Origin of the sequence: Nostoc sp. (assembly GCF_036917415.1) — a bacterium.
Taxonomy (GTDB): domain Bacteria; phylum Cyanobacteriota; class Cyanobacteriia; order Cyanobacteriales; family Nostocaceae; genus Nostoc.
In genome coordinates this window covers 47,229-72,746 of the sequence record NZ_JBALDJ010000070.1, presented here as the reverse complement: position 1 = coordinate 72,746, position 25,518 = coordinate 47,229, and the positions used below count along the sequence as shown (strand labels likewise).

Here is a 25,518-nt window from a genome sequence, read left to right as displayed (position 1 = left end):
ACTCAAAAATGGCTAGTCGGCGATTTTAACGCAGATGGGAAAGATGATTTAGTCAACGTCTTCAATGATGGCGGTCTAGCTAGTATCGATACTCACTTATCTAATGGTGAGAGTTTTGATAGCCAGCGATGGGCAACTGGGCAAGGTGGGTTTTGGGATACTCAAAAATGGCTAGTCGGCGATTTTAACGCAGATGGGAAAGATGATTTAGTCAACGTCTTTAATGATGGGGGTCTAGCTAGTATCGATACTCACTTATCTAATGGTGAGAGTTTTGATAGCCAGCGCTGGGCAACTGGGCAAGGTGGGTTTTGGGATACTCAAAAATGGCTAGTCGGCGATTTTAATGCAGATGGGAAAGATGATTTAGTCAACATCTTCAATGATGGGGGTCTAGCTAGTATCGATACTCATATAAAGAACCAGACTTTGGGATGAAATTGATAGCCAATAGGACTGTAAACCAATCAACACAACTGATTGATTATATTTACGTCTTATTGCCAGTGCAACCTTTTCTACCTTCCTGTGTATACAAAACCCAGCCTTCGGGTGTTATGGGTTTTTTTACCTTTATATATAATCTGAAATTATTGTATCGGCTCAATTTTTTCTTTTTTCCACTACCCCGATTTATTGAGCGGATACTAGTGTCTAAAACGCTCAAAATCTAAGCTCAATAAAGGTTTGGGTAATAGCGTAGGCGTAGCCCGCCGTAGGCATCGCACTGCTTGTGAGAAATGCGAGTAAGGAGTGGAATAATTCAATTAATTGCAAAACGCTGTTAAAACGAAATTGCCAGAAAACTCCCTAAAAAGAAAAAACCCGCCGTAGCGGGTTACACAACAAAACTATGAACAATGAAAACTTGCTTTAGCTGGAATACCTCATTTCGTCTTCCAGTTGACGAATCAGCTGTTCGTCGCCTTTTGCTCTGGCTATTTCCAAGCGATGCTCTAGGCTTCTTTGAATATTCGCTCTATGAGCTTCTCGTGATTTGCTCAAACTTTGTAGTCTATTTTGACTCATAGTGATTACCTGCTTTAATTTTTCACTTTATGTCTTGTATTCTTAACATAGCACATATTTTGTAGCTGTTGCTACAGAAAATATGTTTTTTATATAATTTTACCAAAATATGTCTAATAACCAGATAGATGAACAACCACTCGTGACTTTACTGAGCGATTTCGGCGATCGCGATGTTTATGTAGGCATAATCAAGGGAGTCATAGCCCAAATCAACCCCAGACTGACGGTGGTAGACTTAACGCACCAAATTCCGCCGCAAGACATCGCCGCAGCCAGGTTTAGCCTGATGAATGCTTATGCCCATTTCCCAATTGGGACAGTGCATCTGGCAGTAGTAGATCCGGGTGTGGGAAGCAAGCGACGGGCGATCGCAGTAGAATTTGCTCAAGGGTTTTTGGTCGGCCCAGATAATGGTATATTCAGCGGGGTACTCAGTCAAAGTCTGGCGATCGCAGCTGTCGAACTTACAAATCTTAATTATTGGCGCACTCCTCAACCAAGCAAGACTTTTCACGGTAGGGATATCTTTGCACCAGTGGCAGCTAATCTTGCTAATGGTGTCCCACTCAAACAGCTAGGACAAGAAATCGATTTAGTAAGTTTGGTAAAGCTGGATATAGGCAACTGCAAGCAGACAACAACTGGTGTAGTGGGTTGCATTCAATATATTGACCACTTTGGCAACCTAGTGAGTAACATTCCAGCGAGTTACGTGCAAAACAAAAGTTGGTATGTGCAAGTTGCTGGATTGAGTGTACCAGGCTGTGAAACTTACAGTGAGGTCAAAGTGGGAGAGATAATAGCTTTAGTTGGCAGTCATGGCTGGGTAGAAATTGCCATTAATTGCGGACATGCTCACTCACAATTACAGATTAATTTACAAGATGCGTTAGAAGTCTTGTTTTTTTAAGAAAATCAGACCAGGGAATATTGCTAAAGTTAAGACAGTGAAAAAATACCAGGCTGCAAAGTGCCTGTTGGTGATTTGTGGAAAAGGCAAAGAAAGGGGAAAATTCTAGATATAAAACGGAGGTTGGGCAACTGCACACCACTTAAAAACAAGCATTTTCATTCACCGTAGGCAGTGCGAATTCGACAAAAATTTCCAGAAAGTAACTGCTAAAAGATGTAAGTTTAAGAATGGTGACATGAAGTTCGCCTTATTGCTCATAATAATAAAAGTAACCCTTGAGCAATTTACCGTTGTACTCTACTAGAGAATCATAATTATATTCTTAGCTATGACTACACAAACACTCTCTGCACCAGAAGTTTATCAAGGTCAGTTTGGGGAATTTACAATTACTCAGAGCGATCGCACTGGCGTAATTATCTACCGCGCTGGCTTAATGGTAGCAGCACTGAGCTTTGCCATAGGCAGCGCCTTGATTTTATTCAACAATAACCCAACTGTTGTAACTTTACTGACACCTCTCTATGCTTGTTTCAGTCTCGCTCTTGGTGTCAGTTTATTTACCATCCATATCTACATGGCATCACTACACCGAACGTTGCAAGTTTTTTGGGCCATCGGTAGTATCGCATCAGTGATTCTGGCAATCACTAGTAGTGAACCTTTAGCTCTTGCTGTTTACAATCAGCCAATTACCTTATTTGGAGTTGGTTTTATTTTCGTAGCTTTGACAGGTATTTATTTTAAAGAGGCTTTTTGCTTCAATCGCCTGGAAACCAAAGTATTAACCCCAATTGTACCGCTACTGTTGTTAGGGCATTTGGTGGGAATTTTACCAACTCAGGGAGAAAGTGTTTTATTAGGAACTTGGGCGATATTATTTTTAGTGTTTGCCCTGCGAAAGACAGTGCAAGCAATTCCTGCTGATATTGGAGATAAGTCTGTGTTTACCTACTTGAAAGAACAACGTTTAGCTAAGGTTTAATGCAGACAAAAAATCGTCGGTGTCAAAAATTTCCCAAAATCAAACTAATCAAACGCCAAGAAATGTGGACACTTACGGCTCAAGGGTGGGCGATTGCGATCGCTTTGATTGTTTACTTAATATTTTTCACTATTACTCATGTACACTCATTTCTCGCCGTAACTTCCCCGATACAATCAGCAGAAGTATTAGTTGTTGAAGGATGGCTACCAGATTACGCTATAGAAGAAGCTTTGACTGAATTTCAAACCGGTTCTTATCATCAAATAATTACTACTGGAGGTACATTAGGAAAAGGAAGTTATCTTACCGGATACAAGAACTTTGCAGACGTGTCGGCTGACACTTTCATAAAACTCGGTTTAGAAGCAGAAAAAGTAGTAGCTGTTCCGACACCTTTTGTGGTTAAGGATCGTAGTTATGCATCTGCTGCTGAATTTGAGCGTTGGCTATCCAATTCAAATTTAAAGATCGAATCGATTAATCTTTTTTCCTTGGACGTTCATGCCCGTAGGAGTTGGTTTCTTTTTAGAAAAATACTTACCCCTCGAATTAATGTTGGTGTGATTGCTGCCACAACGCAAGATTATAATCCAAACAAATGGTGGGGTTCTAGCGAAGGTGTGCGGACGGTTCTTGATGAAAGTATAGCTTATCTTTATGCACGGTTTTTGAATTGGAAAGCCTAACACTGATACAGCATAAATATTGGCTTCAGAAGCGATTTAATTTTGAATTTTAGATTTTAGATTTTTCAGTCAATCCAAAATCCAAAATTCAAAATGGTATTACTTACCCAGGATTTGTAATAATGCTTGCCGATAAATTTTCAGACCCTCTGCATTCAGATGGTCGCCATCACTGGTGAAATTTTCTTTAAGAACATTATTTTCATATAATGGTGCTAGTCCGGCTGCGGCAACTGGCACTTTTTCTGTTTCAGCAACTTGATTAATCAGAACATTAATTTGTTCAACTCTAGCAAGTGGGGCTGCTACAGTTGGATCTGAGCTTGCTGCCACTGTCGAATAAAAAGCCGGAATCAGAAAAATCTCTTTAGTTCCCATTGTGCGGACAAGTGCGATCGCCTCTTGGAGATTTTTGTTAAATAATTCATCACTAATTTTATACAAAGCATCATTTCCACCTATGGCAATAATGGCTTTTTCACATTTTACTTTGGTAGGAATTAAACTTTTGAGTTGTTCTAGTAATGAGATTGTACTCAGACCATTTAATCCAAAATTAAAAGTACCACTCCCAAGAGTATTGCCAAGTCCAGCCGAAATAGAATCGCCAAATAAGCAACCTGAGAATTGTTTATCCTGGGCAGCGAGTGTTTGATATTGCAGTGCAATTTTCCCTAAAGGCGAAGAACTTACGTCATCTTTCGGCGGTGCATCAGCAGAACCAGAAGATAAATTTGCCATGCCGACTAGTTTCTGAATTTTTGACACATCAATAACTAATTGATTACTGGGATAGGCTTGTAGAAAGCTGGTTATTCCTAGACCTTCCGGCGATCTTGCTCCGATGATAATGGCCGATCGTAGTGCTTGTATACTAGCTCGATCGCGACGAGCGATCGCACCAGAAGCAAAAGATAAAATTTGCTTGCCCATTCCTGTATTTATCAGCTTATCTAAAGCTACAATATCAAGCGACATTTTCACCTGAAGGGCTTCTTGGAACTTCTGTTTGTCCTTAGCGCTGAGGTAATGTAGGAAAGATTGCAGATCGGCAGAAACCTTTTGTGTCTCGCCATAGTTGCGTATATCTGCCACCGGGATTGATTGGTCAAACAATCCGTACCTGACGGTAACTTTCTCAGCTGCCAAACTAGGTAATAAACCAAGTCCACTATGCAGCAGGAAAAATATTAAGCACCCAGATAGGCTTATTAGAAGACGATAGAAATATTTCATCACAGAAGATAAGAGGATAGATAGTCAATAGTTAATAGTCAAGAGTCAAGAGTCAAAAGTCAAGAGGAATTGGGAAAGAAGAAACAGAAGTTCTTTGTAGAGACGGCGATTCATCGCGTCTCTTGCCTTAACCAAACAGTATTGCCCCCACTCCCCCCTTGCCATCAACAGCCAACCCTAATTTGGGAATACTCAATCCAGTGGTATAGCCGTAGCCACATAGGTTAGGACAGTGTTGATTGCTCAAAGCTTAAAAGCAACTGGGTTTTTACTCAGCACGGGCTAAACGCCCCGCTTCCGCTAACAGCACTCAGCACTCAGCACTTTGCGATATGAGGATAGAAATGTGGTAGAAGAAGGCGCATATTGGCTAGCTTGGGCGCAAATTTCGGGAATTGGGCCGGTATTACTACGACGGCTGCAACAGCATTTTGGCACGCTGGCAACAGCTTGGAACGCTACTAAGGTACAATTGGGAGAGGTGGAAGGTTTGGGTTTCCAAACACTAGAAAAAGTAGTAGAACAGCGATCGCGTTTGCACCCAGAACAACTATTCACTAAGCACCAGCAGGAAAATTCCCATTTCTGGACACCAGCAGATGCAGATTATCCCCGCTTACTGCTAGAAACTCCCAGTCCACCGCCAATTTTGTACTATCGCGGTGAAGTCGAACTCCAAGAAAATCTCGGACAAAAACCAATGGTTGGGATTGTCGGAACCCGCCAACCCTCAGAATATGGTATCCGTTGGACTCGCCAAATTAGTACAGCTTTGGCTAAAAATGGCTTTACAGTCGTTTCTGGGATGGCAGAGGGAATTGACACCGAAAGCCACATCGCTGCCATGAAAGCTGGTGGACGGACGATCGCAGTTTTGGGGACTGGTGTCGATGTCATCTATCCACATAAAAATCGGGATTTGTACAAGCAAATTTTGACGGCGGGGTTAGTCGTAAGTGAGTACCCCACAAAAACCCCACCCGATCGCACTCACTTTCCCCGTCGCAACCGAATTATTGCGGGTTTAAGCCGCGCCATCCTGGTAATGGAAGCGCCTTTAAAATCTGGTGCTTTAATAACAGCTACCTACGCAAATGAATTTGGTAGAGATGTCTATGCATTACCTGGGAGACTTGACGATTATCCATCCCAAGGGTGCTTAAAGTTACTGAGTCAGGGAGCTTCCTTTATTCTTAAGGAACTAGACGAACTGTTAACAATGTTAGGAGCAATACCACAAATTGATGCGATTGAGGCTTCTACAGCACCAGAACAGTTAATGCCAACTTTATCGCCAGAATTGCAAACGGTAATGGATGCAATGGCAAGTGAAGCTTTACCCTTCGATTTTATTGTCCAACAAACCGGCATGGCTGCTGGGTTAGTTTCCAGTGCTTTGTTACAGTTGGAACTTATGGGTTTCGTTTCCCAACTACCAGGGATGCGGTATCAAAAAAGTTAAAATAAAACAACATTATTTAGCTTTGTTTTTAGCAATTTAATCATCAGATTTATGGCACTATAAAAATACAATTTTTATCTAAAAACAAACTACTTAAAATAATGAACCAGTGGGCTTTTGAATACCAAGTAGAAAATATAGGTAAATCTGTTATTTTGTACGCAGACTGTTTCGAGTGGCTGAGTAGACTACCAGAAAACAGCATTCATGCAGTAGTTACAGATCCACCTTACGGGGTGAAAGAATATGATTTTGACCAGTTGCTAAAAAGAGCAAATGGCAATGGAGGTATTTGGAGAATACCACCATCATTTGATGGACATCAACGCGCACCTTTACCACGATTTACCGCACTTACTACCAAAGAACGTTTAGCCTTAAAAAATTTCTTTGTAGAATGGGCAAAATTAGTGGTACGTGTACTTCGTCCCGGCGGTCATGTTTTAATTGCAAGTAATGCATTTCTTTCTCAGTTAGTTTTCTCTGCTTTAGTGGAGGGTGGTTTGGAATTTCGGGGAGAATTGATTCGCCTGGTGAGAACACTTCGTGGTGGCGATCGCCCCAAAAATGCTGAAGATGAATTTCCTGATGTATCTTCCATGCTCAGAGGATGTTATGAGCCGTGGGGTGTTTTACGAAAGCCGATACCAGTAGGAATGAAACTTAGTGAATGTCTACGAGAGTTTCAAACTGGAGGGTTAAGACGCAATAGAGATGGTACACCTTTGGGTGATGTTATTGCCAGTGAGAGGACACCTCAGAAGGAACGAGCCATTGCTAATCACCCAAGTCTTAAACCACAATCTTTTCTACGTCAGGTCGTTTATGCTGCATTACCTCTAGGTGAAGGTTTTATTGTTGATACTTTTATGGGTTCTGGTTCGACAGTTGCAGCAGCAGAAGCTGTTGGTCTTTGCTGCATTGGTATTGAGCGTAATTTAGATTATTATGAGATGAGTTGCACTGCTATTCCTAAGTTGATAAATTTAGAAGTAGCTTCCCAGAATATTACAGATTTGCAGCTTACTTTATGGTAAATTAGGAATTTTATAAATCCAGTTGGAAATCATTTTTTGATAACCAGATTTAGTAACACTAGCAGTTATTGTTCTGCGACTAATTTCCGAACGACCAGAGAATGACCAATCATTTTTTGTGAGACTAGCACCAATAACTTTAAGAAAACGAAAGGGTTTTGGCTCAATACCTTGAACAGCATCACTAGGACGGTTACTATCAAAAACAAATACCATAAGCCAAGTATCTTCGGGATTATGACCTTGCCATCCACTTTGATAACGAGAAGCTTTTACTTCAATCCCAATATGAGAATGCTGTGCAGAGTTTTTTGGAAACATTCCTGCTGGAATTAAGTCAGGATGACCATTATGATATTGGTTTTTTACCAGGCTAGAGCAGTATTTTGGAATATTTGAAATCATAAATTCTCCAACCATACTACTAAAGTTGGCTGGCATCATCACCTCAAGACGTTCTATTTCTTTGCTGTAAAGCTGTTGATTGATGAATCCTAAAAATTTTACAAAATCATTCATTGCTAAATGAATGTGTTCAATTGTGCAGCTATACGGCAGAGTAGCATTAGGGTTAAAACCTTTACTCTCAATGGAGTGAGGTTGACAGGCAATCAACTCTAGTTCAGCGTTCATTTACATATTTTTGAGTTGATCGTGGACTTGTAATTAAAAAATTTATAATTCATAATTATTTTTTAAATATAGATCTAAACCCCGCTAATAACGAAATTATCGTTATTAACAAGAGGAATGAAACCATTTTTAATTATGAATTATGAATTATCTTGGAGGGTAATATTGAGGATTCATCACTGGAGATTGATAACCGCTTGTTGGTACTGTACTTCCCATGCCGTTGGGTACAGGAGTGACAACAGGAGGCTGATAAATGCTCATGGGCGCAGTGCCTGTTGTACCGTTAGGTAAAGCCGGATTCGCCACCTGGGGCTGATAACCATTTGCAGGTACAGTGTTTGTAGTGGAGTTGGGTGTGACAGGATTTTGGCTAAACTCTTGGTAGGCTGCACGAGAAATTGAGCTAATCAACTTTTCGGCACGAGGATCGTTTTCGGGGCGTTGTACCATGACAGAAGCTATGTAGCGCTTGCCAGTTGGAACCACAATTAAACCTGCATCTGCCAACATTGTGCCGATATCACCCGTTTTGTGGTATGCTCTTGCACCTGTTCCCAAACCTGCTGGCAGCAGAGTGTCTTTTTGGGTGCGACGCAAGATATCGAGCATGAGATCGCGTGATGGCATACTGACTAAATTTCCCTGACTCACGATCGCCATCAAATTCCCTAGTTCCTTGGGACTAGTGGTGTTTGTCCCTTGCAAATCTGGGAGTTGATTACGAATTGTTGTGGTTGTCAATCCCCAACTACGGAAACGCTGGTTTAAAGCGTCTATTCCTCCCAGTCGGGCAATCAGCATATTTGTCGCTGTGTTGTCGCTGATTGTAATCATTTTAGTGACGACTTCCAAAGCAGCGTACTGAGTTCCCGGTGGTTTGTATTGCAGATTTCCCGAACCGCCAGCTACCATATCCTGTTGCATGGTCAGCATATCATCTAGGCGAATTTTACCCGCATCCACATCCTGGAAAAAGGCAATCAGAATCGGCACTTTAATCGTACTAGCCGCCGGAAAACTGGTAGAGGCATTGATATCTACATAATTACCAGTATCTAAATCTATTAAGAAAATTCCAGGTGTGAGATTTGGGTTGGTGGCCGCCAAATTTTGCACGGCATTTTTCAAAGAGGTAATTTCTTGAGATAGGTATAAACTCGAAGCTGCGGCTGGGGGAGTTTGGGTAGATTGTGGCTGCGATCGCGCCACATTACTAACATTGCTATTAGATTGCGACGCCGAGTTCGTGCTGATGCGATTGGCTGGGTCTAATATTGACAATACAGTGCCCACAATTGCACCCATCCCTACACCCACAATCAACAAACGCAAAACATACAATATGGTTTTGGCCATTGGCTTTAACCGGGTTTTTCGCGATGAGCGTCTGCCTGTTTTTGGCTTTTCCATCCGCACTGTTTTAACCATCACAGCACCTGCTCGGAAGGGAGGAATTTTTCCCTTGACACTAGGTATTGATTTTACTGCTGTTGGCATGACTAACCCCGATTTTACCCTACGTGTAGCGCCAGGGATTGGGGGAGGACTGATTTGATTTTTTGGGCGTGTTAGTGCCCCTTCTTGTCCATTTGTAGTTTGCTGCTGACTGTTAGCTTTAACTCTCTTTTTTACCACTTTTTGAACTTTTTGTGGCTGCTGGCGGCGATTTAAGGGTTGACGCCGCGAGAAAGCTGTTAGTTCGCCACTTGATTCTGACACCGTTACTCCTTGTGACCCACTTGACTGTTTTCTTGCAGACTCTTGACCCCAAATTTAATCTTTAAGCAATATTAATACTCAAATTCCACTTTGCCACTAAGTAGCATTTTTGTGTTTAGTTTAAGCGATATTAATTATTTTGGGGAGATGATTGCGTATATATTAAACGAATAATTACAAGTTTTCACTATTCTTCTGGTTTTTCAGGGCCCATTCCACCTGCTGCAAAATTCCTCGCAGCATAGCTACCTCCCCAGTTTTCAAGTGAGCGCGATTATACAATTGGCGAAATTTTCCCATCCGACTAGCTGCCGTATGGGGATATACATAACCAATTTTCAGTAATATTGATTCTAATTGCTGGTAGTATGCTTCCACAACTTCTATTGGTGCGAGTTCAGTTTGAGGTAAGGTTTGAATGTCAAGTTGTTGGGCACATTGTGACAATTCATAACAACAAATTGCTACAGCAGTAGCCAAATTTAGGGCGACATAATCTTTACTTGTGGGAATGCCAACAAACCGCTGTGCATAATTTAATTCTTCATTGCTTAATCCCCGGTCTTCTCTGCCAAAAATCAGTGCTGTGGGTTTTTCTGGTTCCTCCAGTAACCAGGGTAGTGCAGTGCGAGGATTTTCTAAGGGTGTTTCTAAACTACGAACGCGACCAGTGGTAGCGATCGCCCGTACACATCCATGTAATGCTTCTGGTAAGGTGGCCACGAATACCGCAGATTCTAAAATTTCCTGAGCGTGAACAGCCATCATCAAAGCTTCCGTTGATAGTGGATCGCATTGGGGGTTCACTAATACTAAATTATATAGCCCGAAATTTTTCATTACTCTGGCGATCGCGCCGATATTTATCGGCCCAGCTGGTTCTACCAACACAATTCTTAATCCAGCCAAGCCCATTTTTTGCCTCCTGCGATCGCACCGGTACTTACAGACTAAGTTTCAGCATCGTGGTTCTGCTGAAGAGTTTCCTTGAAATCATTTTAGCGGTGTAAGTGAATGCCTGCGTCAGGTCTGAAGAGTTCAGTGCAATCTTTGCCGTTGGGCTAGTCGTTCGTCGCTATTTATTTGTAGTAATCTGATCGTTGTACGTCCCATAGGCGTTAATCCCACTAGACTCAGTTCTGAAAAGGTGAAGTGTTCAGCCCATTTCTGGGTGCGTGGGTTGAAAAGAAAACTAAAAGCCCCTGTTTCTGGATCGAAAGATCCTAAGTCAGTGCCTTTATGACGATTACATCGCCAGCAGGTGAGGGCTAAATTATCAGCATTTGTTGCTCCACCGTGCTTTTGAGCAATAACACGATCAATCTCATAGCTTCTAGGAACTGCTGTTGAATTTTTTGGAGTCTGGGCACTTTTTACTCGTTTTAATAGTATTGGTACGTGGACTTTGAATGAAGTTGCTCTCTTTTATGGAATAGTTAATATTTATTTCGCCTGTGCTGATGCCCTTGGAAAAGGATTTGACTCATTTACAACAATAATTAAAAGTGGAGACTTCGACCGTTTACTTCTTCGTCCACGCACCACAGCACTTCAGCTTTTAGGTAAAGAGTTTACTTTGAAACGAATTGGAAGATTTTCCCAAGGAATTGTTGTTCTGGGGTGGTCACTTTCATCCCTCCACATTCCTTTAACTTTTAAATTCCCCCTGCCCCCTGCCCCCTGCGGTATAAATGATAAGTCTTTGACTGGACATGATATCAAACTCTGATTTCTCCGTGCCGCGCCAGTTGCTACAAGTCGGGGAACCCGCCCAACGCACTGGCTTCTCTGTGCCTCTGCGGTTCGTTATTCCGTAACTTGTGGTAAGTCCTATTTTCTAAAGACTCGTAATTTAATACCTTGTAGTATTGCCTGATTTCACTAAACAATGCCACGGGAAGCTCAAATGAAAAACTCCAGGAAAGGTTGGTTACGTAAAAGATTCAAAATTACTCTGATTTTCCTGTTAGTGCTGGGGCTATTGTTAATGGGATTTGCCACTTACACTGTACGCCAATCCTTTCCGCAAGAGAGTGGCACAATTCAACTACCTGAACTGAAAGCCGAAGTAACCGTTCAGCGTGATAAATGGGGAGTTCCTCATATTTATGCTGCCAACTCTCACGATTTATTTATGGCGCAAGGTTATATCCACGCCCAAGACCGATTTTGGCAAATGGACTTTTGGCGACATATTGGTTCTGGGCGACTCTCAGAAATGTTCGGTTCTTCTCAAGTTGACACTGATAAATATCTGCGGATAATGGGTTGGGCAAGGGTGGCGCAGCAAGAAATTCAAGAAATTAGTGCAGAGATGAAAGCATACTTGGAAGCTTACGCCGATGGTGTCAATGCCTATTTGGTAGAACATCAAGGCAGCGCCCTGAGTCTAGAATACGCTGTACTAAAGTTTCTCAATCCTGGATATAAGCCAGAACCTTGGCAAATACTGCATTCTCTGACTTGGGGTAAGGTAATGGCTTACGACTTGGGCAGAAATTTCGAGAGTGAAATTGAACGTGCTATTTTACTTAAAACCCTTAACCTAAATCAAATAGAGGAACTTTTTCCACCTTACCCTAAAGACTTGCCGGTTATTTTACCTGAGTTTCAGCAAGCAGAGGAAGAGAAAATTCAAAATTACTCGGACTCTAGCCTATTTACCCAGTCTCCAAATGTCTTTGCTGAAGCCATAATCCCGGCTTTAGAGTCAATTACTAAGCCGATGATAGCTTTAGAACAACTCATTGGGCCCACAGGAATAGGTATTGGCTCAAACAACTGGGTGATATCTGGTCAGCGGACGGCGACAGGTAAGCCAATTTTGGCGAATGACCCCCATTTAGGTGTGCAAATTCCCTCTATATGGTATGAAGTTGGTTTGCATTGCACACCCAAGAGTGCAGAATGTCCCTACAACGTTTCTGGCTTTTCCTTTGCAGGAATGATTGGGGTAATTATCGGTCATAGCGATCGCATTGCCTGGGGTGTCACCAATGTACAATCTGATGTGATGGATTTATACATCGAGAAAATCAACCCAAAAAACCCCAATCAGTATGAGGTTAATGGCAAGTGGGTTGATATGCAACTCGTACAAGAGACAATTCAAGTAGCCGGAAGTCAACCAATTGTGCAAACGGTGCGCTATACCCGACATGGGCCGATTCTCTCTGATGTTTCGCCAAATCTGAAGCAATTCAAGTCAAGTCAGCTATTAGAATTACCGCAAAATTACGCCGTAGCCCTGCGTTGGACAGCCCTAGCACCTTCCAAACTAGGGTATGCCATTCCCCAAATCAATCGCGCTCAAAACTGGCAAGAATTTCGCACTGCTGCCAGCAATTATGATGTTCCGGCTCAAAATTTGGTCTACGCTGATATTGATGGCAATATTGGCTACCAAATGCCTGGTAAATTCCCCATCCGCGCTCAGGGAGATGGACGTTATCCCGTTCCTGGTTGGACGGATGAATATGAGTGGCAAGGCTATATTGACTTTGAGAAATTGCCCAAAAGTTTTAATCCACCTCAAGGTTATATTGCTACTGCCAATAATTTAGTTATGCGTGAATATCCTTACCTGATTACCGCAGACTGGGTTTATGGCTACCGAGCAAAGCGGATTGTTGAAATGATTTCACAACAAACCGAAGCGATTTCCCTGAAGGATGTGCAGCGGATACAGGGTGACGATCGCAACCTCAATGCACAAACACTAGTGCCACTACTACAATCTATCACTGTTAATACCCCCCGATTGCAAGCAGCCCAAAAACTATTGCAAGGTTGGAATTTGCAGTTAGCAATGACATCGCCTGCTGCTGCTCTGTTTGAAGTCTTCTGGAAACACTTGCTAGCAGATACCTTTCACGATCAATTGCCTGAAATATACTTTCCTGATGGAGGCGATCGCTGGTATGCTGTGGTTGCAAATTTGGTCAAACAGCCCAATAGTTCTTGGTGGGATAACCGCAATACCCCAAAAGTTGAGAATCGCGACCAAATCCTGCGGCAGTCTTTTATAGAAGCCGTGGATGAATTAGAACGAATTCAAAGCAAAGACCCAAATAATTGGAATTGGGGCAAGCTGCATACCATTACTTTTCGGAATGCCACCTTGGGGAAATCTGGGGTTGCACCGATTGAAGCTTTATTTAATCGTGGTGCATTTGCTACATCTGGTAACGGCGAAACAGTAAATGCTAACCGCTGGAGAGCAAATAAATCCTTTGAGGTGACTGATATTCCTTCACTGCGGATGATTGTAGATTTGGGAAATTTGGATAACTCAGTAGCAATTCACACTCCTGGGCAATCAGGCCATGCTTTCCATAACCACTACAACGATATGGTTGAACCCTGGCGCAAAATTGAATACCACCAGATGCTTTGGGAACAAAATAATGTTGCAAATAATACTGCTGTAATATTGAAGTTAGTTCCCAAATTGGCAGAGTAAGTAGAAGGAGTGGAAAAATCAAACTATGTTAATAATTAGTCTCGGTGTTTTTTTGTGACTTTTTTGCCGATTCTCAATCAATCTTAGCGTAGGCGTACCACTTCGTGGAAGCAAGCTACGCGCAGCGTCTCGTAGAGAAGCCCGCCGCAGGCATCGCAATATCTGTTCAGTTTCTTATGCTTCATATCTAGCAAGCTTTTTGCCTTTTTCTAACCGTCGAACTCACGTTAATTTTGAGTTTGAGTCAGAATTGGTAAGGTAATGACAAATTCAGTTCCTTCACCAAGTGTAGAATTTACAACCAGTGAACCGTTATGTTTTTCTACCACAATAGACTGAGCGATCGCCAGCCCTAAACCCGTACCTTTACCAACTTCTTTTGTAGTAAATAAATGGTCAAATATTTTTTCTTTGACTCCTTGACTTATTCCGTTGCCATTATCAGCAATTGATATTTTTACGTTCTGATCTATCACTGAGGTTGTAATTATAATCTGGTTGGGATTATCTTTAATTTCTCTAAAACTCCGCCCAGAAGTTGCTTCTTCTAATGCGTCAATAGCATTCGCCAGAATATTCATAAATACCTGATTTAATTGCCCAGAGAAACACTCTAATTCAGGTAAGTTACCATACTCAGTCATCACTTCAATGGCTGGACGTTGTTCATTTGCTTTCAGACGATGTTTGAGAATTAAAATTGTGCTATCAATGCCTTTATGGATATTAAAAGGCACTTTGTAATCTTTATCTGCACGGGAGAAAGTGCGGAGACTGGTGCTGACATTTTTCAGGCGTTCGCAGGCCATCACCATTCCATCAATCATTTTGGGCAAGTCTTCTAAGCTATAATCCAAGTCAATTTTTTCAGCGTGGTCTTTAATGTCATCACCCGGTTTGATTAAACTTTCTTGATAGAGTTTCAGGTGTTCAATAATATCAGCAATCGTGGGTTTAGCTTGTTGGAGAGTAGCAGAAATAAAGCCCAAAGGATTATTCATCTCGTGAGCAACCCCAGCAACTAAATTACCCAATGCTGACATTTTTTCTGCCTGCACGAGTTGCGTTTGCGCTTGTTGCAAATCCAACAGTGTGCGTTCGACCTGTTCTCGGGCTTCAGTAATGGCGGCAATTTGGGGCAGACTAGTCCAACAGGCGATCGCCACTCCCACGAAGGCAACCGTCACTAACAAAATGCTAAACAACGCGACATGTTGCCCCACACCCACCCGATCTAAACCCGCCCTCACCCACCAGCCAATACTCACCGCACTGCACACTAAGCCAATTAAGATCGTCACCTGAAATGCCAACCAATCTGTTTTGATGGTATGGGGTTGCTGGTGATACCGTTGCATCCACCCATCGGGATGGAACAGGGAGACGTTCAAGCGCGGTAATTGAGTGCCTGCTATGCTCACCAGCCCAGGCAGGAGCAATCCAATGGCTAAGTCCTGCCAGCCCCATGCCAATCCGCCCACTACCAAAACAATCGCTTCAATGCCAAAGAAACCGAGCGACCACCAGGGCCATCGGGCTGCTGGTCGCCGCCGACTGACCCACTCACCTAAGTGAATTGCCATCATCGAAGTCAGATAGCCGGTGCCCGTCACCATCACAACCCGTTCTACATCGCCCCACCCCAAGCAAATTAGACTCAGCCCGAGGGTACAAATTAAACTGGGTTCAAACACTCCCCGGCGAGACAACACGGCAAATACGGGCGGTAAGTAGCCATCTTTAGCTAACTGATACAAAATCCGGGGACAGTTAGAAGCAGCGGTCGCAGAGCTAAGGAGACACCCTGACGTAATTAGAAAGGTGACAAGAGCGGGGGCGAATGCGCCCCAGAAGGGTTGGGCTGCTGCCACTAGATTGAGATAGGCGCTATCACCTAATCCGGGGGCTGTGGCTAACCGCATTAAAACCCATGATCCACCGAGATAGACAATCGGAATCAATCCAGCAGTCACCTGCAAACATCGTAGGGTAACGCTGGGTTGGAGGCTATCTGCCACAAATGAAGATGTCGTCTCGCAACCATAAACCGCATAGACGGCGATAAAGAACCATTTCATCCAATCGATCAGGGAAATGCCTGCTCCCAGATCGGGCAGCACCCCAGGGCTAGTGGGGGCAAAACTCAACCAACCAATGCCTTGGAGACAAAAGGTGAGAAGAAACCCGATCGCCGGAAATACAAAGAAAGAGTGCAAAATGCCTAATGTGCGAGTTCCACTAAAGGCAACGATAAAGGGCAGAACTGTAAACCCGATTCTGAGTAGAGTCTCTGGACAGGTAATGCCCAGTGGAGTCAGATTTGCCTTGATTAAATCGGTCAGAATAATCGCATCCATGGACGGAACAGAAACCCAGCCGAGCAGGTAGCCAATCGCCCCATAGCGAGCCAAGTTTGGCAATCGCTGGAGCAAGCGGGTCATATAGTTTGGGGTGCCTCCAGCGACCTCTGGGAAATATGTCCCTAACCGCTTAACTTGCAGGTTGAGCAGTATGCCAATGATGGTTCCAGGCAACCACACGCAGAGCGCCTGCGGACCTAGTGCGGCATGCATAGCAGGAGCCGTCCCTAACCATAAAAGCAAACCGCTAAATCCAAACCCCCAGGTTTCTTGTGAAGTGAGACTTCGGCGCAGGGGAGGCATTGAATTCGGTTGCTCACTCATAATTAGCACAGAAAAATAGGGAAAATAAGGACGTAAACTCAGTCTTCCCTAAAATTAACCGATTGCTTCATCTGCAATCGCAATTTTTTCCTGCTATAACGAAGTCGTGACTTGAACAGGACTTACGCAACTGGCACAGGCGATCGCTAAATTTTAGTACGTGCGTATTAGGATAACTGAAGCAACTGGTACAGGACGATCGCTATGTAGTAGTACATTAGTATTCTAAGAAAGCATTTCAGCGATCGGCTCAAGCTTCATTAGTAATACTAATCTATTGTGTAAAGTTGACTGGAAAATTTTCTGAGAAAATTAATAAACGGTGCATCAAAAAAAAGTGGTTTAGCAATGAGATTTACTAAACTTAACTATTGCCAATACTTACTAAGCAGTCAAATTAATTATACTCTGACAAATTTGGCAGAGCAGAAGCGAGCAGATTAGCCATGATAAAATTAACCGCTATCTCCAGAATGAAAAGCTAATACTACGCTTGCTTTGGGATAATGTTAAACATATTATCCCAAAGCAAGCGATAATGCATATTTAGTATTTGATGATACAGTAATTGATAAACGATATTCTCTAGAAATAGAGACAACTAAACTGCAATATAGTGGCAATGAGCATGGAGTCATCCAAGGTATTGGTCTAATAAAATTAAAACGATTGACTGGCATTGAATCATGCCAATGCCGTAAGGGTCGTATTCAAAGAAATCATAAGCCCGCACTTCTCTACGAGACGCTGCGCGTAGCTTGCTTCCACGAAGTGGTACGGCAAAGCTCAGTGACCGCTGTAGGCATCGCTCTTTCAGAAAAACTTTTTAGTTTACTAATGATTGACGAATAGGGATTTGCAGCACAAACTCAGTCCCTTGATTAGGGATGGAAACACACTTTAATTTGCCACGGTGTTTTTCTGTAATAATTTGATAACTAATCGACATACCCATTCCCGTCCCTTTACCAACAGATTTAGTGGTAAAAAATGGGTTAAATATTTTTTGTTGCACTTGGGAAGTCATACCTATACCATTGTCAGCGATCGCAATTTCGATCCAGTTAGTATCAATAACTGAAGTCCGAATTTTTATTTGCTGCAAATTCGCTTCTATTGGCTCAAAATTCTGTTGAATATTTTTCTCTTCGATAGCATCAATTGCATTTGTCAAAATATTCATAAATACTTGATTTAATTGTCCGGCATAACATTCGATTATAGGTAATTCGCCATAATCTTGAATAATCTTAATTGCCGGACGCTCTGGTTTTTCTTGGAGGCGATGTTGTAAGAGCATGATTGTACTATCAATACCTGCGTGGATATCAACTTCTTTAAATTCAGCTTCATCTATACGTGAGAAAGTTCGCAGAGATAACACAATTTGACCGATACGTTCAGTCCCCACTTGCATCGATTGGAGCGTTTTAGGGAAGTCTGACTGAATAAACTCTAAATCGATTTCATTTAATAATTCTTTAATTTTCACCTGGTTGATATGGGACTGCTGATAGAGATTGACCAAGTTCAATAAATCTTGCATATATTCTTTCACATGGCTAAGATTCGCGTGAATAAAATTGACAGGGTTATTAATTTCGTGGGCGATTCCAGCAACCAATTGTCCCAAGCTTGACATTTTTTCTGATTGAATTAGTTGGAATTGAGTCAGTTGCAGTTCTTCCAAGGTTGATTCTAGCTGAGTTGCTTTTTGTGTTAGTTCTTGGGTGCGTTCGGAGACTTTTTGCTCCAAACTATGAGAATATTCCTCTAATTGGCAATACAACTGAGCATTTTTTAAGGAAATAGCTGCTTGGGCAGTAAGGAGTTGAATGACTTGCAGGCGATCGCTCGTAAATGCGCCCACGGTTAAGTTATTTTCTAAATACAGGATGCCAATTAGTTTTCCTTGTTGGCTAATTGGGGTACATAACACAGATTTGGGCTGGTGGGTAATAATATAGCGATCGCCTGCAAATTGTGTCCAATTGCTCAAGTTTTCAAACACAGCCTTCTGTTGCGTCCGCGCTACCGCATAAATCAAACTTTGGGGAATCTCCTGACATCGATCTAGGGGAATTTCTAACCTTTGTGTTTGCTTTGAATCGGCTTGAGCAACTACTAACCATTGTTCGTCTTGGCACAGAATTAAACGACCGATTTGCGCTCCCGCCAAAGCGATCGCAATCTGCATTAAAGTGGCTAAGAGTTTTTCTAACTCAATTTCTTGCGAGATGGCTTGTGCTGCTTTCATTACCGCCGGAAAATCTAGCCAGAAATTCTGGTTGTTGTTGACGTTAGTGGAACTTCTGATCGAGGTTGGGGCGATGGTTCCCTGATTGGTAATCACCAGGCTAGGAGTTTGGAGAATCGCCGCTAGTAGTTGAGGATAGTTTTGTTCTAAATGGGTGACTTTTGCTAATGCTCCCCATTTGGTATAGCAGTAGTAAGCTTCTTGCATATAGCCTGCGGCAACTTTCTCTTTACCCCAATCTAAATAAAATTTCGCTGCTAGTTCATTGGCTAATGCTGCTTCTTGGATATAGCCGTTTTCTTTAGCAAGAGAAATAGCGCGATCGTAAAGTTCAATTGCTTCTAATTTTTGGTTTAAAGCATGACACCGCTCGGCGCTAATCAAATCATATTTATGCAGATAGTTTATGGATGCATAAGATGCACATTGCTGTATCTTAGCTAGGTTGTTGTCAACACGCTCAAGCAGTGCTGACTGCTGTAATGATGTTGCATGAGGATACAAAGCTAGTCTGGCTAAGGCATCATAAAAATACAATAAGGGGATAATATACAGACCTGGTACTCCGTCTAAATATTCTTCACAGATACTAACCGCAGCCAAACTCTGCTCGTATTCTGCAAACAAATAGCAAAGCATCACTTTGTTGATATGCAGGTGATAAACCGCAGGGCGATCGTTTGCTTGCTGATGCTGAGGTAGCATAATTGTTTCATCATAGATGCACCCTTGCAGTTGAAATGGAATATCAGATTTACCAAGGAGATTTAAAACACTTTGGTGGTACGAAACAAAGTGATTATATTGGGTCATTTGCTTAAAATGGAGAATTGCGTTCCCGTAAGTTTCCATTTCTGCCAGAACTTCTGTGAGTTCACAACCTGTCATATAAAGATAAAGTGTATATGGGAAAGCACACCAGACTGCCCACTCGATATCACCCATTTCCAGACCAGCAGCATACCCTTCTAAAAGAGGCTGTAAGGTATTTTTGAGAGGCTCTTTGTGATGTTTAATAAAAGTATTAAAAATAGAAAATGTTTTAGCTTTGAGTGACTTGGCATTCAGTCGATTTAACAAAGCGATCGCCAATTGTCCAAATTCGTATCCCTCCTCTATCTTTCCAAGAAAAGCAGAGAGAATTAAACCGTAGCTTGCATAAGCACATGCCGAGAACTTAGCATTACCGTAGAGAACAGATAAGTTAACTTGTTTAAATACTATTAAGGGAAACATTGCCGGACAGCCATTATAGGCGAGTCCAAACATACCTGATAAAATTCGTAATGCTGCCAGGTAATAATTATCCGTCATCAATGGCAAGTCAACTAATTCAGAGGGCTGACGATTGGCGAGGATGGTTTGCGTTTCTTGTAAGCCCTGCATAAAATCATCTTGGGTGGGATTTTCTGGTACATCCACACCCAGTTTTTGCAAAATCTGTAAAGCCACAGAAATACCTTGTAAAAGCTGATTTTGAGCTATACAGGCTTGGATTTTAACTTCATAAATTTTTACCTGTTCTAAGCAGGTATGGGTGTGTTGCAAAACTAATTCTGCCCAAGTTTTCATCTGCTCAAATTCTCCACCCATGTAGCAAGCCTCTGCTAGTGCTTCAAAGAGTGCTAATGTGAGGTTATATTGACTCTGCCAGCAGCGATCGCCATCAAGTAACTCAATACCAAGAGTCAAATATTCAATTGCCGCTTTGTAGGCAGTAGCTTCTTTAGAACGAGAGCCTGCTATGAAATTTAAATAAGCTAATTCATCTCGCTCTATTTGATTATTTAGTAGTGTGTACCCCCGATTTAATTGACCAACAATCTCAAAAATTTTCGATTCCCGTTCTATTTCAGGTATACTTTTCAGCAAAAGTTGACCAATCTGTAAATGGGTTTTCTGTTTCTTGGCTTGGGGAATTAAAGAATAAGCAGCTTGTTGCACGCGATCGTGCAAAAATTTATATTTAATCATTTCTGAAGTTGGTGAAGTCATCTGTTGATCTGCTGCACCAACAAAAAACTTATAAATTTCAGTTTGAGGAATTATTAAACCCGACTGTAAAGCATTCCACAAACAGGCTGCTGTTTCTGTGGGTGTTTGTTCAAAAGCGATCGCCAATGTATTTAAATCAAATTCATTGCCAATACAAGCTGCCAATTTGAGAATATTTTGAGTGGTTTCTGGTAATTTTTGTAACTGAGCAGCCATAAATTCCACTACATCATCTGTCAGTGCTGCTTCCCGCACCTGCACAATGTCACATTGCCAATGTCTAGCTTGGGTATCAAAAGTAATCAGTCTGTCTTCATGCAGTGCCTTGAGAAACTGGGTAGCAAAAAAGGGATTACCCTGGGTTTTTTGATACACCAATTGAGTTAAGGGTTGCGCCAAGGCGATCGCACAGTTGAGGCTATCGGCTACCAACTGATTGAGACTGTTTTGGCTTAAGGGCTTCAAGGTGATAGTATTTACCTTTGTCCCGGTTTTGGCGATCGCATCTAAAGTCAGCATCAATGGATGTGCTGCAAAGACCTCATTATCCCGGTAAGCACCAATCATCAGCAGATAGCCTGTTTTTGACTCCACCATCAGCAGTTGGATCAGATTCAACGAAGCAGAATCCGCCCACTGCAAATCATCCAAAAACATCACCAAGGGATGTTCCGGCTGGGTAAAAACTTGAATAAACTTTTGAAATAGTAAATTAAACCGATTTTGGGCGGCGATACCCGATAGTTCTGGTGCAGATGGTTGCACTCCAATGATGCGTTCTAATTCGGGGATTACATCAATGATGACTTGTCCATTCTCCCCTACAGCCTGTAAAATTTGATTTTTCCAACTTGACAATTGAGCATCACTTTCACTCAACAATTGCCCTATTAAATCGCGGAACGTTTGTACAAATGCCGAAAAAGGAATGCTGCGATTAAACTGGTCAAATTTGCCTTTGATAAAATAGCCCCGTCGCTGAACGATTGGCTTGTGAACTTCATTGACGATCGCAGTTTTGCCAATACCAGAAAAACCAGCAACAAGCATCACTTCGCTGTCACCTTGAGAAACTTGCTCAAATGCAGCCAATAATTGCTCAACCTCGATTTCTCGACCATAGAGTTTTTCGGGAATTAGAAAGCGATCGCAAATATCCCTCTGACCAATTTCAAAATAGGTAATTTTGCCAGTTTCTTTGAGTTGATACAAACAAGTTTCTAAATCGTGCTTTAATCCCAAAGCACTCTGATATCTGTCTTCGGCATTTTTTGCCATCAGTTTCATCACGATGTCACAGATAACTTGGGGAATTAGTTCTCCATTTTTGAATTTTGAGTCGCACCTTTGGTGCGCTTCTAGCGCAACTTGAATTTTGAATTTATCTGGTTGTTTGGCAATATGACAATGCACCAACTCCATCGGCTCATCAGAGATAAAGGGTAACTCTCCCGTCAGTAATTCATAAAAAGTCACACCCAAAGAATAGAAATCACTACGGTAATCTATCCCTCGGTTCATCCTTCCAGTTTGTTCGGGGGAAATATAGGCGAGGGTTCCTTCTAATACATTGGGACTTTTTATTTCTTGGTTTTCTTTATTGAGTAATGAAGCGATACTAAAATCGATTAGTTTAACTTGCTTGGTATCAGGATTAATCAGAATATTGGCAGGTTTGATATCTTTATGAATAATGCGATGGCGGTAGAGAATATCTAAGGTATTGCCCAGAGCGATCGCAATTTGTAAAAATTCATCCAGAGACACAATATTACTATTGTTGGCGAAATAATCCTTGAGGGAAATGCCCCCAAAGTCTTCCATCACTAACATATAGCCATTTTTGAACGGTTCTAGGCTGTAGGTTTGGATGATTAGAGGATAGTTGAGATTTTTGGCGATGGTGTATTGATTGCGAAATTGTACTAGTTCGCTAAAGCTGGGATAAGGATTTTTCAGCAGTTTGATGACTACAGATAATGAGTCAGTCTCTCGAAAAGCTCGATAAACCAGAGTTCTCGAACCATCATAAAGTTCTTCGCTAAGGCAATATCCAGGAATACTAATCATATTACAAAATCTTAAGCGCTAAATTTAGTATTCCCATACACGCTTACATATTTTATGGGGTCAAATGAGTATTGTTAACACCTCAAATCTTGAACCGCGTAAGCTAGTTGTATGAGGAATTAGGGTTGTTAGCGCTCGATCTTGCTCTAGGGCAGGAATACTGATAATTAAGCATGGTCTGACTTTTGCTGTGTAGCCAAGATCGACAAGCCAAACTTCTCCACTATTAGGGCTATTCAGCAGAAGCTTCTTGCCGATCTAACTCCAAAAAAAGTTCTTCTGCATTCCAAATCAAATCTTCATTTGACAAATATGGAAAATCCAAATGTCTGACCCTTTTCAAAATCTCCAGAGCTATTTCCAGTCTCTCTGACTCTGGCAGACGATCAAAGGTGCTTAACAATTTTTCAACTGGAGCAGTCATGACTCTCTTCATTAGACACCCCAATAGCATAGCACGACCCTATATAAACGTTTTGTGAGATGAGATTGCTCTATAGACAATTTTTTAAATTATTTAATGATCGCAAAAGATAAGCGATCGCACCACAGACAACCCCAAAACTACGCCAAGTAGAAGCGATCGTATCTTGTTCAACTTCAGAAAGTTGTATTAGAGTGTGGTGTTAAACAAATATAATTTTATTGCTGTATATGTAATCCATGAACTATACCGCCTTCAGAATCAAATCTAGACTGAATGATAGAGAAAAACCTGCTATCTCCCTTTTCAAAATGTCTAAAAATTGCGTAAGCGAGTATATCAGCAAGTTGAATTAGTCTCGAAGCTTTTGAGTCTAAAAATAAAGGCACTTCCGAAAAGTTTCTGATAACACCCCAACTGTATCCAATAGTTCTAAAGTCAGTTGCTAAAGATTGAATTGTTGTCTCGTAAGTGGATTTATCGAAAATTATGATGCCTCTTTGTGTATTATCATTTTTGTGCAGCCTGATCAAATACCTATCAAACCTACTAGCCAGTTGTTCAAATGCAACTTCAACAGGGTCATTTGGTGATACTACAATCTTCTTGATCACGCTTGCGAATAGTCGGTTACTTGGGTGTGACTGTAGGAAAACCTGTAAAATATCTTCAATAGCTTTCTCTCTATCACTCTTAGGATAGCTCCTCCACTTCCCTCTACCACTCAGCATTGGACTACCGTGCAATTCAACTGATACCGGATCAGCGGGATCAAATTTAGCAGCAATTTGGTCAAGCTGATCAGAAATCCAGTATCCTTGACGCTCGAATACACAAAATCCAGCCAGTACAAAATATTGTTGGTTTGAGTCGTGCGTTGTGCCAGACTCATCTGCATACAGCAAATACATGGCTGTTCTATATTTTTAGACAATAAAAATCAGTCAAGGGAAGACCTAGCTTCCGCGATCTGAAAAAGTCAGACCTCTTGACTGCTATTAAAATTATATCAGCTACTTTATAGGCTAGCTTATCTCTGCCTGCCTAATGATAAAAGTAGACTAAATTAGTTTACTCAGTTCGACTAATCGATATACCAATTCCTTGCATCTGGTAGAAACTTTCAGTTCCGATCTTGAGTTTGTTTATAAGCTCGATAACGTCAATTACTTTGCTGTGAGGACGTTCAAGGTAAATATTGCCGTTCCTGTCGATGAATCTATTCTATAATTTGACCATTTTCGTGTGTCACTACTTGCCAATCAACAATTGTGACTATATTTCCATTAGTAGAGTCTGTGATTCTCGCAAACATAAATAATGCACTTAAGTCCTAAACTAAGTACCTGCTTTCAGCATAAAACATACGATCGCTTACAATACACTCAGATAAGTTTGCTCAGAATTCATCGGTAAAATCCGCAGCTTCCGATTTTTAAGGTCTGGTTTTAACCCTAAAACTTCCATTGGTGTTACACCCAAAAGGGGATATGGTACTTCTGTGAGTTCCAGACAATCAAAGGTTCCTTGACGCTCTGCAATACTAAGTTCAACATCTCGGAAAATTCGCCCCTGCTTCACTCCAGCAGCAGTCTCTACCTGGGCTTCTCCACCTTGGACTAAACCTAATTGACTAATAATGTTAGTAGGTAAACATAGCAAAGTTGCGCCCGTATCAACTAAAACATCATCCAAAGTATAAGAGCGAACTTCCCCCGAAGAAATAAAGCCTCGTTGAGCCAAAACTCGATCAATTCGATTCGTGACAGTGAGGGTAACTATTACTTGCCCCATTTGCTTACCCTGAAGATTTGGTAGTATCAGCTTACCCATTTCAGCAAACTCCTGAAAACAAAATAATTTTGAGAGATGCCTGAAAACACAAAGACGCAAAAACGCCTCTGCGCCTCTGCGTCT

At 41.7% G+C, this 25,518-nt stretch carries 18 protein-coding genes and 4 pseudogenes; 9 read left to right on the top strand and 13 right to left on the bottom strand.

Annotated features, from left to right (window positions below; genetic code table 11):
- Window positions 1-438, top strand: a pseudogene (locus V7K41_RS13805) (hypothetical protein); the annotation flags it as partial.
- 435 nt (window positions 439-873) lie between these two features.
- On the opposite strand, the gene pirA reads toward V7K41_RS13805, so the two are convergent.
- Window positions 874-1,029 carry an arginine synthesis PII-interacting regulator PirA gene (gene pirA, locus V7K41_RS13800; protein WP_334848926.1) on the bottom strand — a complete coding sequence of 52 codons (156 nt, stop codon included), beginning with the start codon at window positions 1,027-1,029 and terminating at the stop codon, window positions 874-876.
- Between the two features lie 109 nt (window positions 1,030-1,138).
- Between pirA and V7K41_RS13795 the strand changes: the two genes are divergently transcribed.
- The 3 genes from V7K41_RS13795 (at window position 1,139) to V7K41_RS13785 (ending at window position 3,619) form a co-directional block, all read left to right on the top strand.
- Window positions 1,139-1,942: an SAM hydrolase/SAM-dependent halogenase family protein gene (locus V7K41_RS13795; protein ID WP_334848923.1), complete on the top strand. Its 804-nt coding sequence runs from the start codon at window positions 1,139-1,141 to the stop codon at window positions 1,940-1,942.
- Window positions 1,943-2,273: 331 nt separating this feature from the next.
- Window positions 2,274-2,930, top strand: coding sequence for a DUF2301 domain-containing membrane protein (locus V7K41_RS13790; RefSeq protein WP_334848921.1), 657 nt, complete (start codon window positions 2,274-2,276; stop codon window positions 2,928-2,930).
- Window positions 2,930-3,619 (top strand): ElyC/SanA/YdcF family protein, encoded by a 690-nt coding sequence (locus V7K41_RS13785; RefSeq protein ID WP_334848919.1) that lies wholly within the window; start codon window positions 2,930-2,932, stop codon window positions 3,617-3,619. Before V7K41_RS13790 ends, V7K41_RS13785 begins: the two co-directional genes overlap by 1 nt.
- Window positions 3,620-3,718: 99 nt before the next feature.
- On the opposite strand, the gene V7K41_RS13780 is transcribed toward V7K41_RS13785, so the two are convergent.
- Entirely contained in the window at window positions 3,719-4,855 is a 1,137-nt protein-coding gene (locus V7K41_RS13780; RefSeq protein WP_334848917.1) for an alpha/beta hydrolase, read from the bottom strand.
- Between the two features lie 346 nt (window positions 4,856-5,201).
- On the opposite strand from V7K41_RS13780, the gene dprA reads away from it, so the two are divergent.
- Both dprA and V7K41_RS13770 read left to right on the top strand, forming a co-directional pair.
- Window positions 5,202-6,317, top strand: coding sequence for a DNA-processing protein DprA (gene dprA / locus V7K41_RS13775; RefSeq protein WP_334848916.1), 1,116 nt, complete (start codon window positions 5,202-5,204; stop codon window positions 6,315-6,317).
- A 101-nt stretch (window positions 6,318-6,418) separates the two neighbouring features.
- Window positions 6,419-7,354 carry a DNA-methyltransferase gene (locus V7K41_RS13770; RefSeq protein ID WP_334848915.1) on the top strand — a complete coding sequence of 312 codons (936 nt, stop codon included), beginning with the start codon at window positions 6,419-6,421 and terminating at the stop codon, window positions 7,352-7,354.
- On the opposite strand, the gene V7K41_RS13765 is transcribed toward V7K41_RS13770, so the two are convergent.
- The 4 genes from V7K41_RS13765 to V7K41_RS13750 form a co-directional block, all read right to left on the bottom strand.
- Entirely contained in the window at window positions 7,346-7,987 is a 642-nt protein-coding gene (locus tag V7K41_RS13765) for a hypothetical protein (protein WP_334848914.1), read from the bottom strand. The genes V7K41_RS13770 and V7K41_RS13765 overlap by 9 nt on opposite strands.
- A 147-nt stretch (window positions 7,988-8,134) precedes the next feature.
- Window positions 8,135-9,709 carry a serine hydrolase gene (locus V7K41_RS13760; RefSeq protein ID WP_334848912.1) on the bottom strand — a complete coding sequence of 525 codons (1,575 nt, stop codon included), beginning with the start codon at window positions 9,707-9,709 and terminating at the stop codon, window positions 8,135-8,137.
- Between the two features lie 174 nt (window positions 9,710-9,883).
- Window positions 9,884-10,624, bottom strand: coding sequence for an RNA methyltransferase (locus tag V7K41_RS13755; protein WP_334848910.1), 741 nt, complete (start codon window positions 10,622-10,624; stop codon window positions 9,884-9,886).
- Window positions 10,625-10,747: 123 nt separating this feature from the next.
- Window positions 10,748-11,020 (bottom strand): HNH endonuclease, encoded by a 273-nt coding sequence (locus tag V7K41_RS13750; protein ID WP_334848937.1) that lies wholly within the window; start codon window positions 11,018-11,020, stop codon window positions 10,748-10,750.
- Between the two features lie 79 nt (window positions 11,021-11,099).
- On the opposite strand from V7K41_RS13750, the gene V7K41_RS13745 reads away from it, so the two are divergent.
- Together V7K41_RS13745 and V7K41_RS13740 are read left to right on the top strand one after the other, a co-directional pair.
- Window positions 11,100-11,438, top strand: coding sequence for an ABC-2 family transporter protein (locus V7K41_RS13745; RefSeq protein ID WP_334848935.1), 339 nt, complete (start codon window positions 11,100-11,102; stop codon window positions 11,436-11,438).
- Window positions 11,439-11,615: 177 nt separating this feature from the next.
- Entirely contained in the window at window positions 11,616-14,171 is a 2,556-nt protein-coding gene (locus tag V7K41_RS13740) for a penicillin acylase family protein (protein WP_334848908.1), read from the top strand.
- Window positions 14,172-14,398: 227 nt separating this feature from the next.
- Here the strand turns inward: V7K41_RS13740 and V7K41_RS13735 are convergent.
- Window positions 14,399-15,262, bottom strand: a pseudogene (locus V7K41_RS13735) (sensor histidine kinase); the annotation flags it as partial.
- A gap of 564 nt (window positions 15,263-15,826) precedes the next feature.
- A pseudogene (locus V7K41_RS13730) lies at window positions 15,827-16,834 on the bottom strand (PAS domain-containing sensor histidine kinase); the annotation flags it as partial.
- A 369-nt stretch (window positions 16,835-17,203) separates the two neighbouring features.
- Here V7K41_RS13730 and V7K41_RS32865 point away from each other — a divergent pair.
- Window positions 17,204-17,512 (top strand): annotated as a pseudogene (locus V7K41_RS32865) (IS701 family transposase); the annotation flags it as partial.
- Window positions 17,513-17,681: 169 nt separating this feature from the next.
- On the opposite strand, the gene V7K41_RS13720 reads toward V7K41_RS32865, so the two are convergent.
- The 5 genes from V7K41_RS13720 to V7K41_RS13700 form a co-directional block, all read right to left on the bottom strand.
- Window positions 17,682-23,177: a trifunctional serine/threonine-protein kinase/ATP-binding protein/sensor histidine kinase gene (locus V7K41_RS13720; protein WP_334848906.1), complete on the bottom strand. Its 5,496-nt coding sequence runs from the start codon at window positions 23,175-23,177 to the stop codon at window positions 17,682-17,684.
- Between the two features lie 60 nt (window positions 23,178-23,237).
- Window positions 23,238-23,417 (bottom strand): type II toxin-antitoxin system PemK/MazF family toxin, encoded by a 180-nt coding sequence (locus V7K41_RS13715; protein WP_334848933.1) that lies wholly within the window; start codon window positions 23,415-23,417, stop codon window positions 23,238-23,240.
- The gene (locus tag V7K41_RS13710; RefSeq protein ID WP_334848904.1) at window positions 23,410-23,601 is read right to left on the bottom strand and encodes a hypothetical protein; all 192 of its coding nucleotides are present in this window, start codon (window positions 23,599-23,601) and stop codon (window positions 23,410-23,412) included. Before V7K41_RS13710 ends, V7K41_RS13715 begins: the two co-directional genes overlap by 8 nt.
- 218 nt (window positions 23,602-23,819) lie before the next feature.
- The gene (locus V7K41_RS13705) at window positions 23,820-24,512 is read right to left on the bottom strand and encodes a DUF3800 domain-containing protein (RefSeq protein WP_334848903.1); all 693 of its coding nucleotides are present in this window, start codon (window positions 24,510-24,512) and stop codon (window positions 23,820-23,822) included.
- Between the two features lie 463 nt (window positions 24,513-24,975).
- Entirely contained in the window at window positions 24,976-25,434 is a 459-nt protein-coding gene (locus V7K41_RS13700) for an aspartyl protease family protein (RefSeq protein WP_334848902.1), read from the bottom strand.
- Window positions 25,435-25,518 lie beyond the last annotated feature (84 nt).

Coding starts and splice junctions, on each gene's coding strand:
- V7K41_RS13780 (WP_334848917.1), bottom strand. CDS start 4,855: ATGAAATATTTCTATCGTCTTCTAATAAGCCTATCTGGGTGCTTAATA.
- V7K41_RS13770 (WP_334848915.1), top strand. CDS start 6,419: ATGAACCAGTGGGCTTTTGAATACCAAGTAGAAAATATAGGTAAATCT.
- V7K41_RS13755 (WP_334848910.1), bottom strand. CDS start 10,624: ATGGGCTTGGCTGGATTAAGAATTGTGTTGGTAGAACCAGCTGGGCCG.
- V7K41_RS13765 (WP_334848914.1), bottom strand. CDS start 7,987: ATGAACGCTGAACTAGAGTTGATTGCCTGTCAACCTCACTCCATTGAG.
- pirA (WP_334848926.1), bottom strand. CDS start 1,029: ATGAGTCAAAATAGACTACAAAGTTTGAGCAAATCACGAGAAGCTCAT.
- V7K41_RS13710 (WP_334848904.1), bottom strand. CDS start 23,601: ATGACTGCTCCAGTTGAAAAATTGTTAAGCACCTTTGATCGTCTGCCA.
- V7K41_RS13740 (WP_334848908.1), top strand. CDS start 11,616: ATGAAAAACTCCAGGAAAGGTTGGTTACGTAAAAGATTCAAAATTACT.
- V7K41_RS13795 (WP_334848923.1), top strand. CDS start 1,139: ATGTCTAATAACCAGATAGATGAACAACCACTCGTGACTTTACTGAGC.
- V7K41_RS13785 (WP_334848919.1), top strand. CDS start 2,930: ATGCAGACAAAAAATCGTCGGTGTCAAAAATTTCCCAAAATCAAACTA.
- V7K41_RS13700 (WP_334848902.1), bottom strand. CDS start 25,434: ATGGGTAAGCTGATACTACCAAATCTTCAGGGTAAGCAAATGGGGCAA.
- V7K41_RS13720 (WP_334848906.1), bottom strand. CDS start 23,177: ATGATTAGTATTCCTGGATATTGCCTTAGCGAAGAACTTTATGATGGT.
- V7K41_RS13790 (WP_334848921.1), top strand. CDS start 2,274: ATGACTACACAAACACTCTCTGCACCAGAAGTTTATCAAGGTCAGTTT.
- V7K41_RS13705 (WP_334848903.1), bottom strand. CDS start 24,512: ATGTATTTGCTGTATGCAGATGAGTCTGGCACAACGCACGACTCAAAC.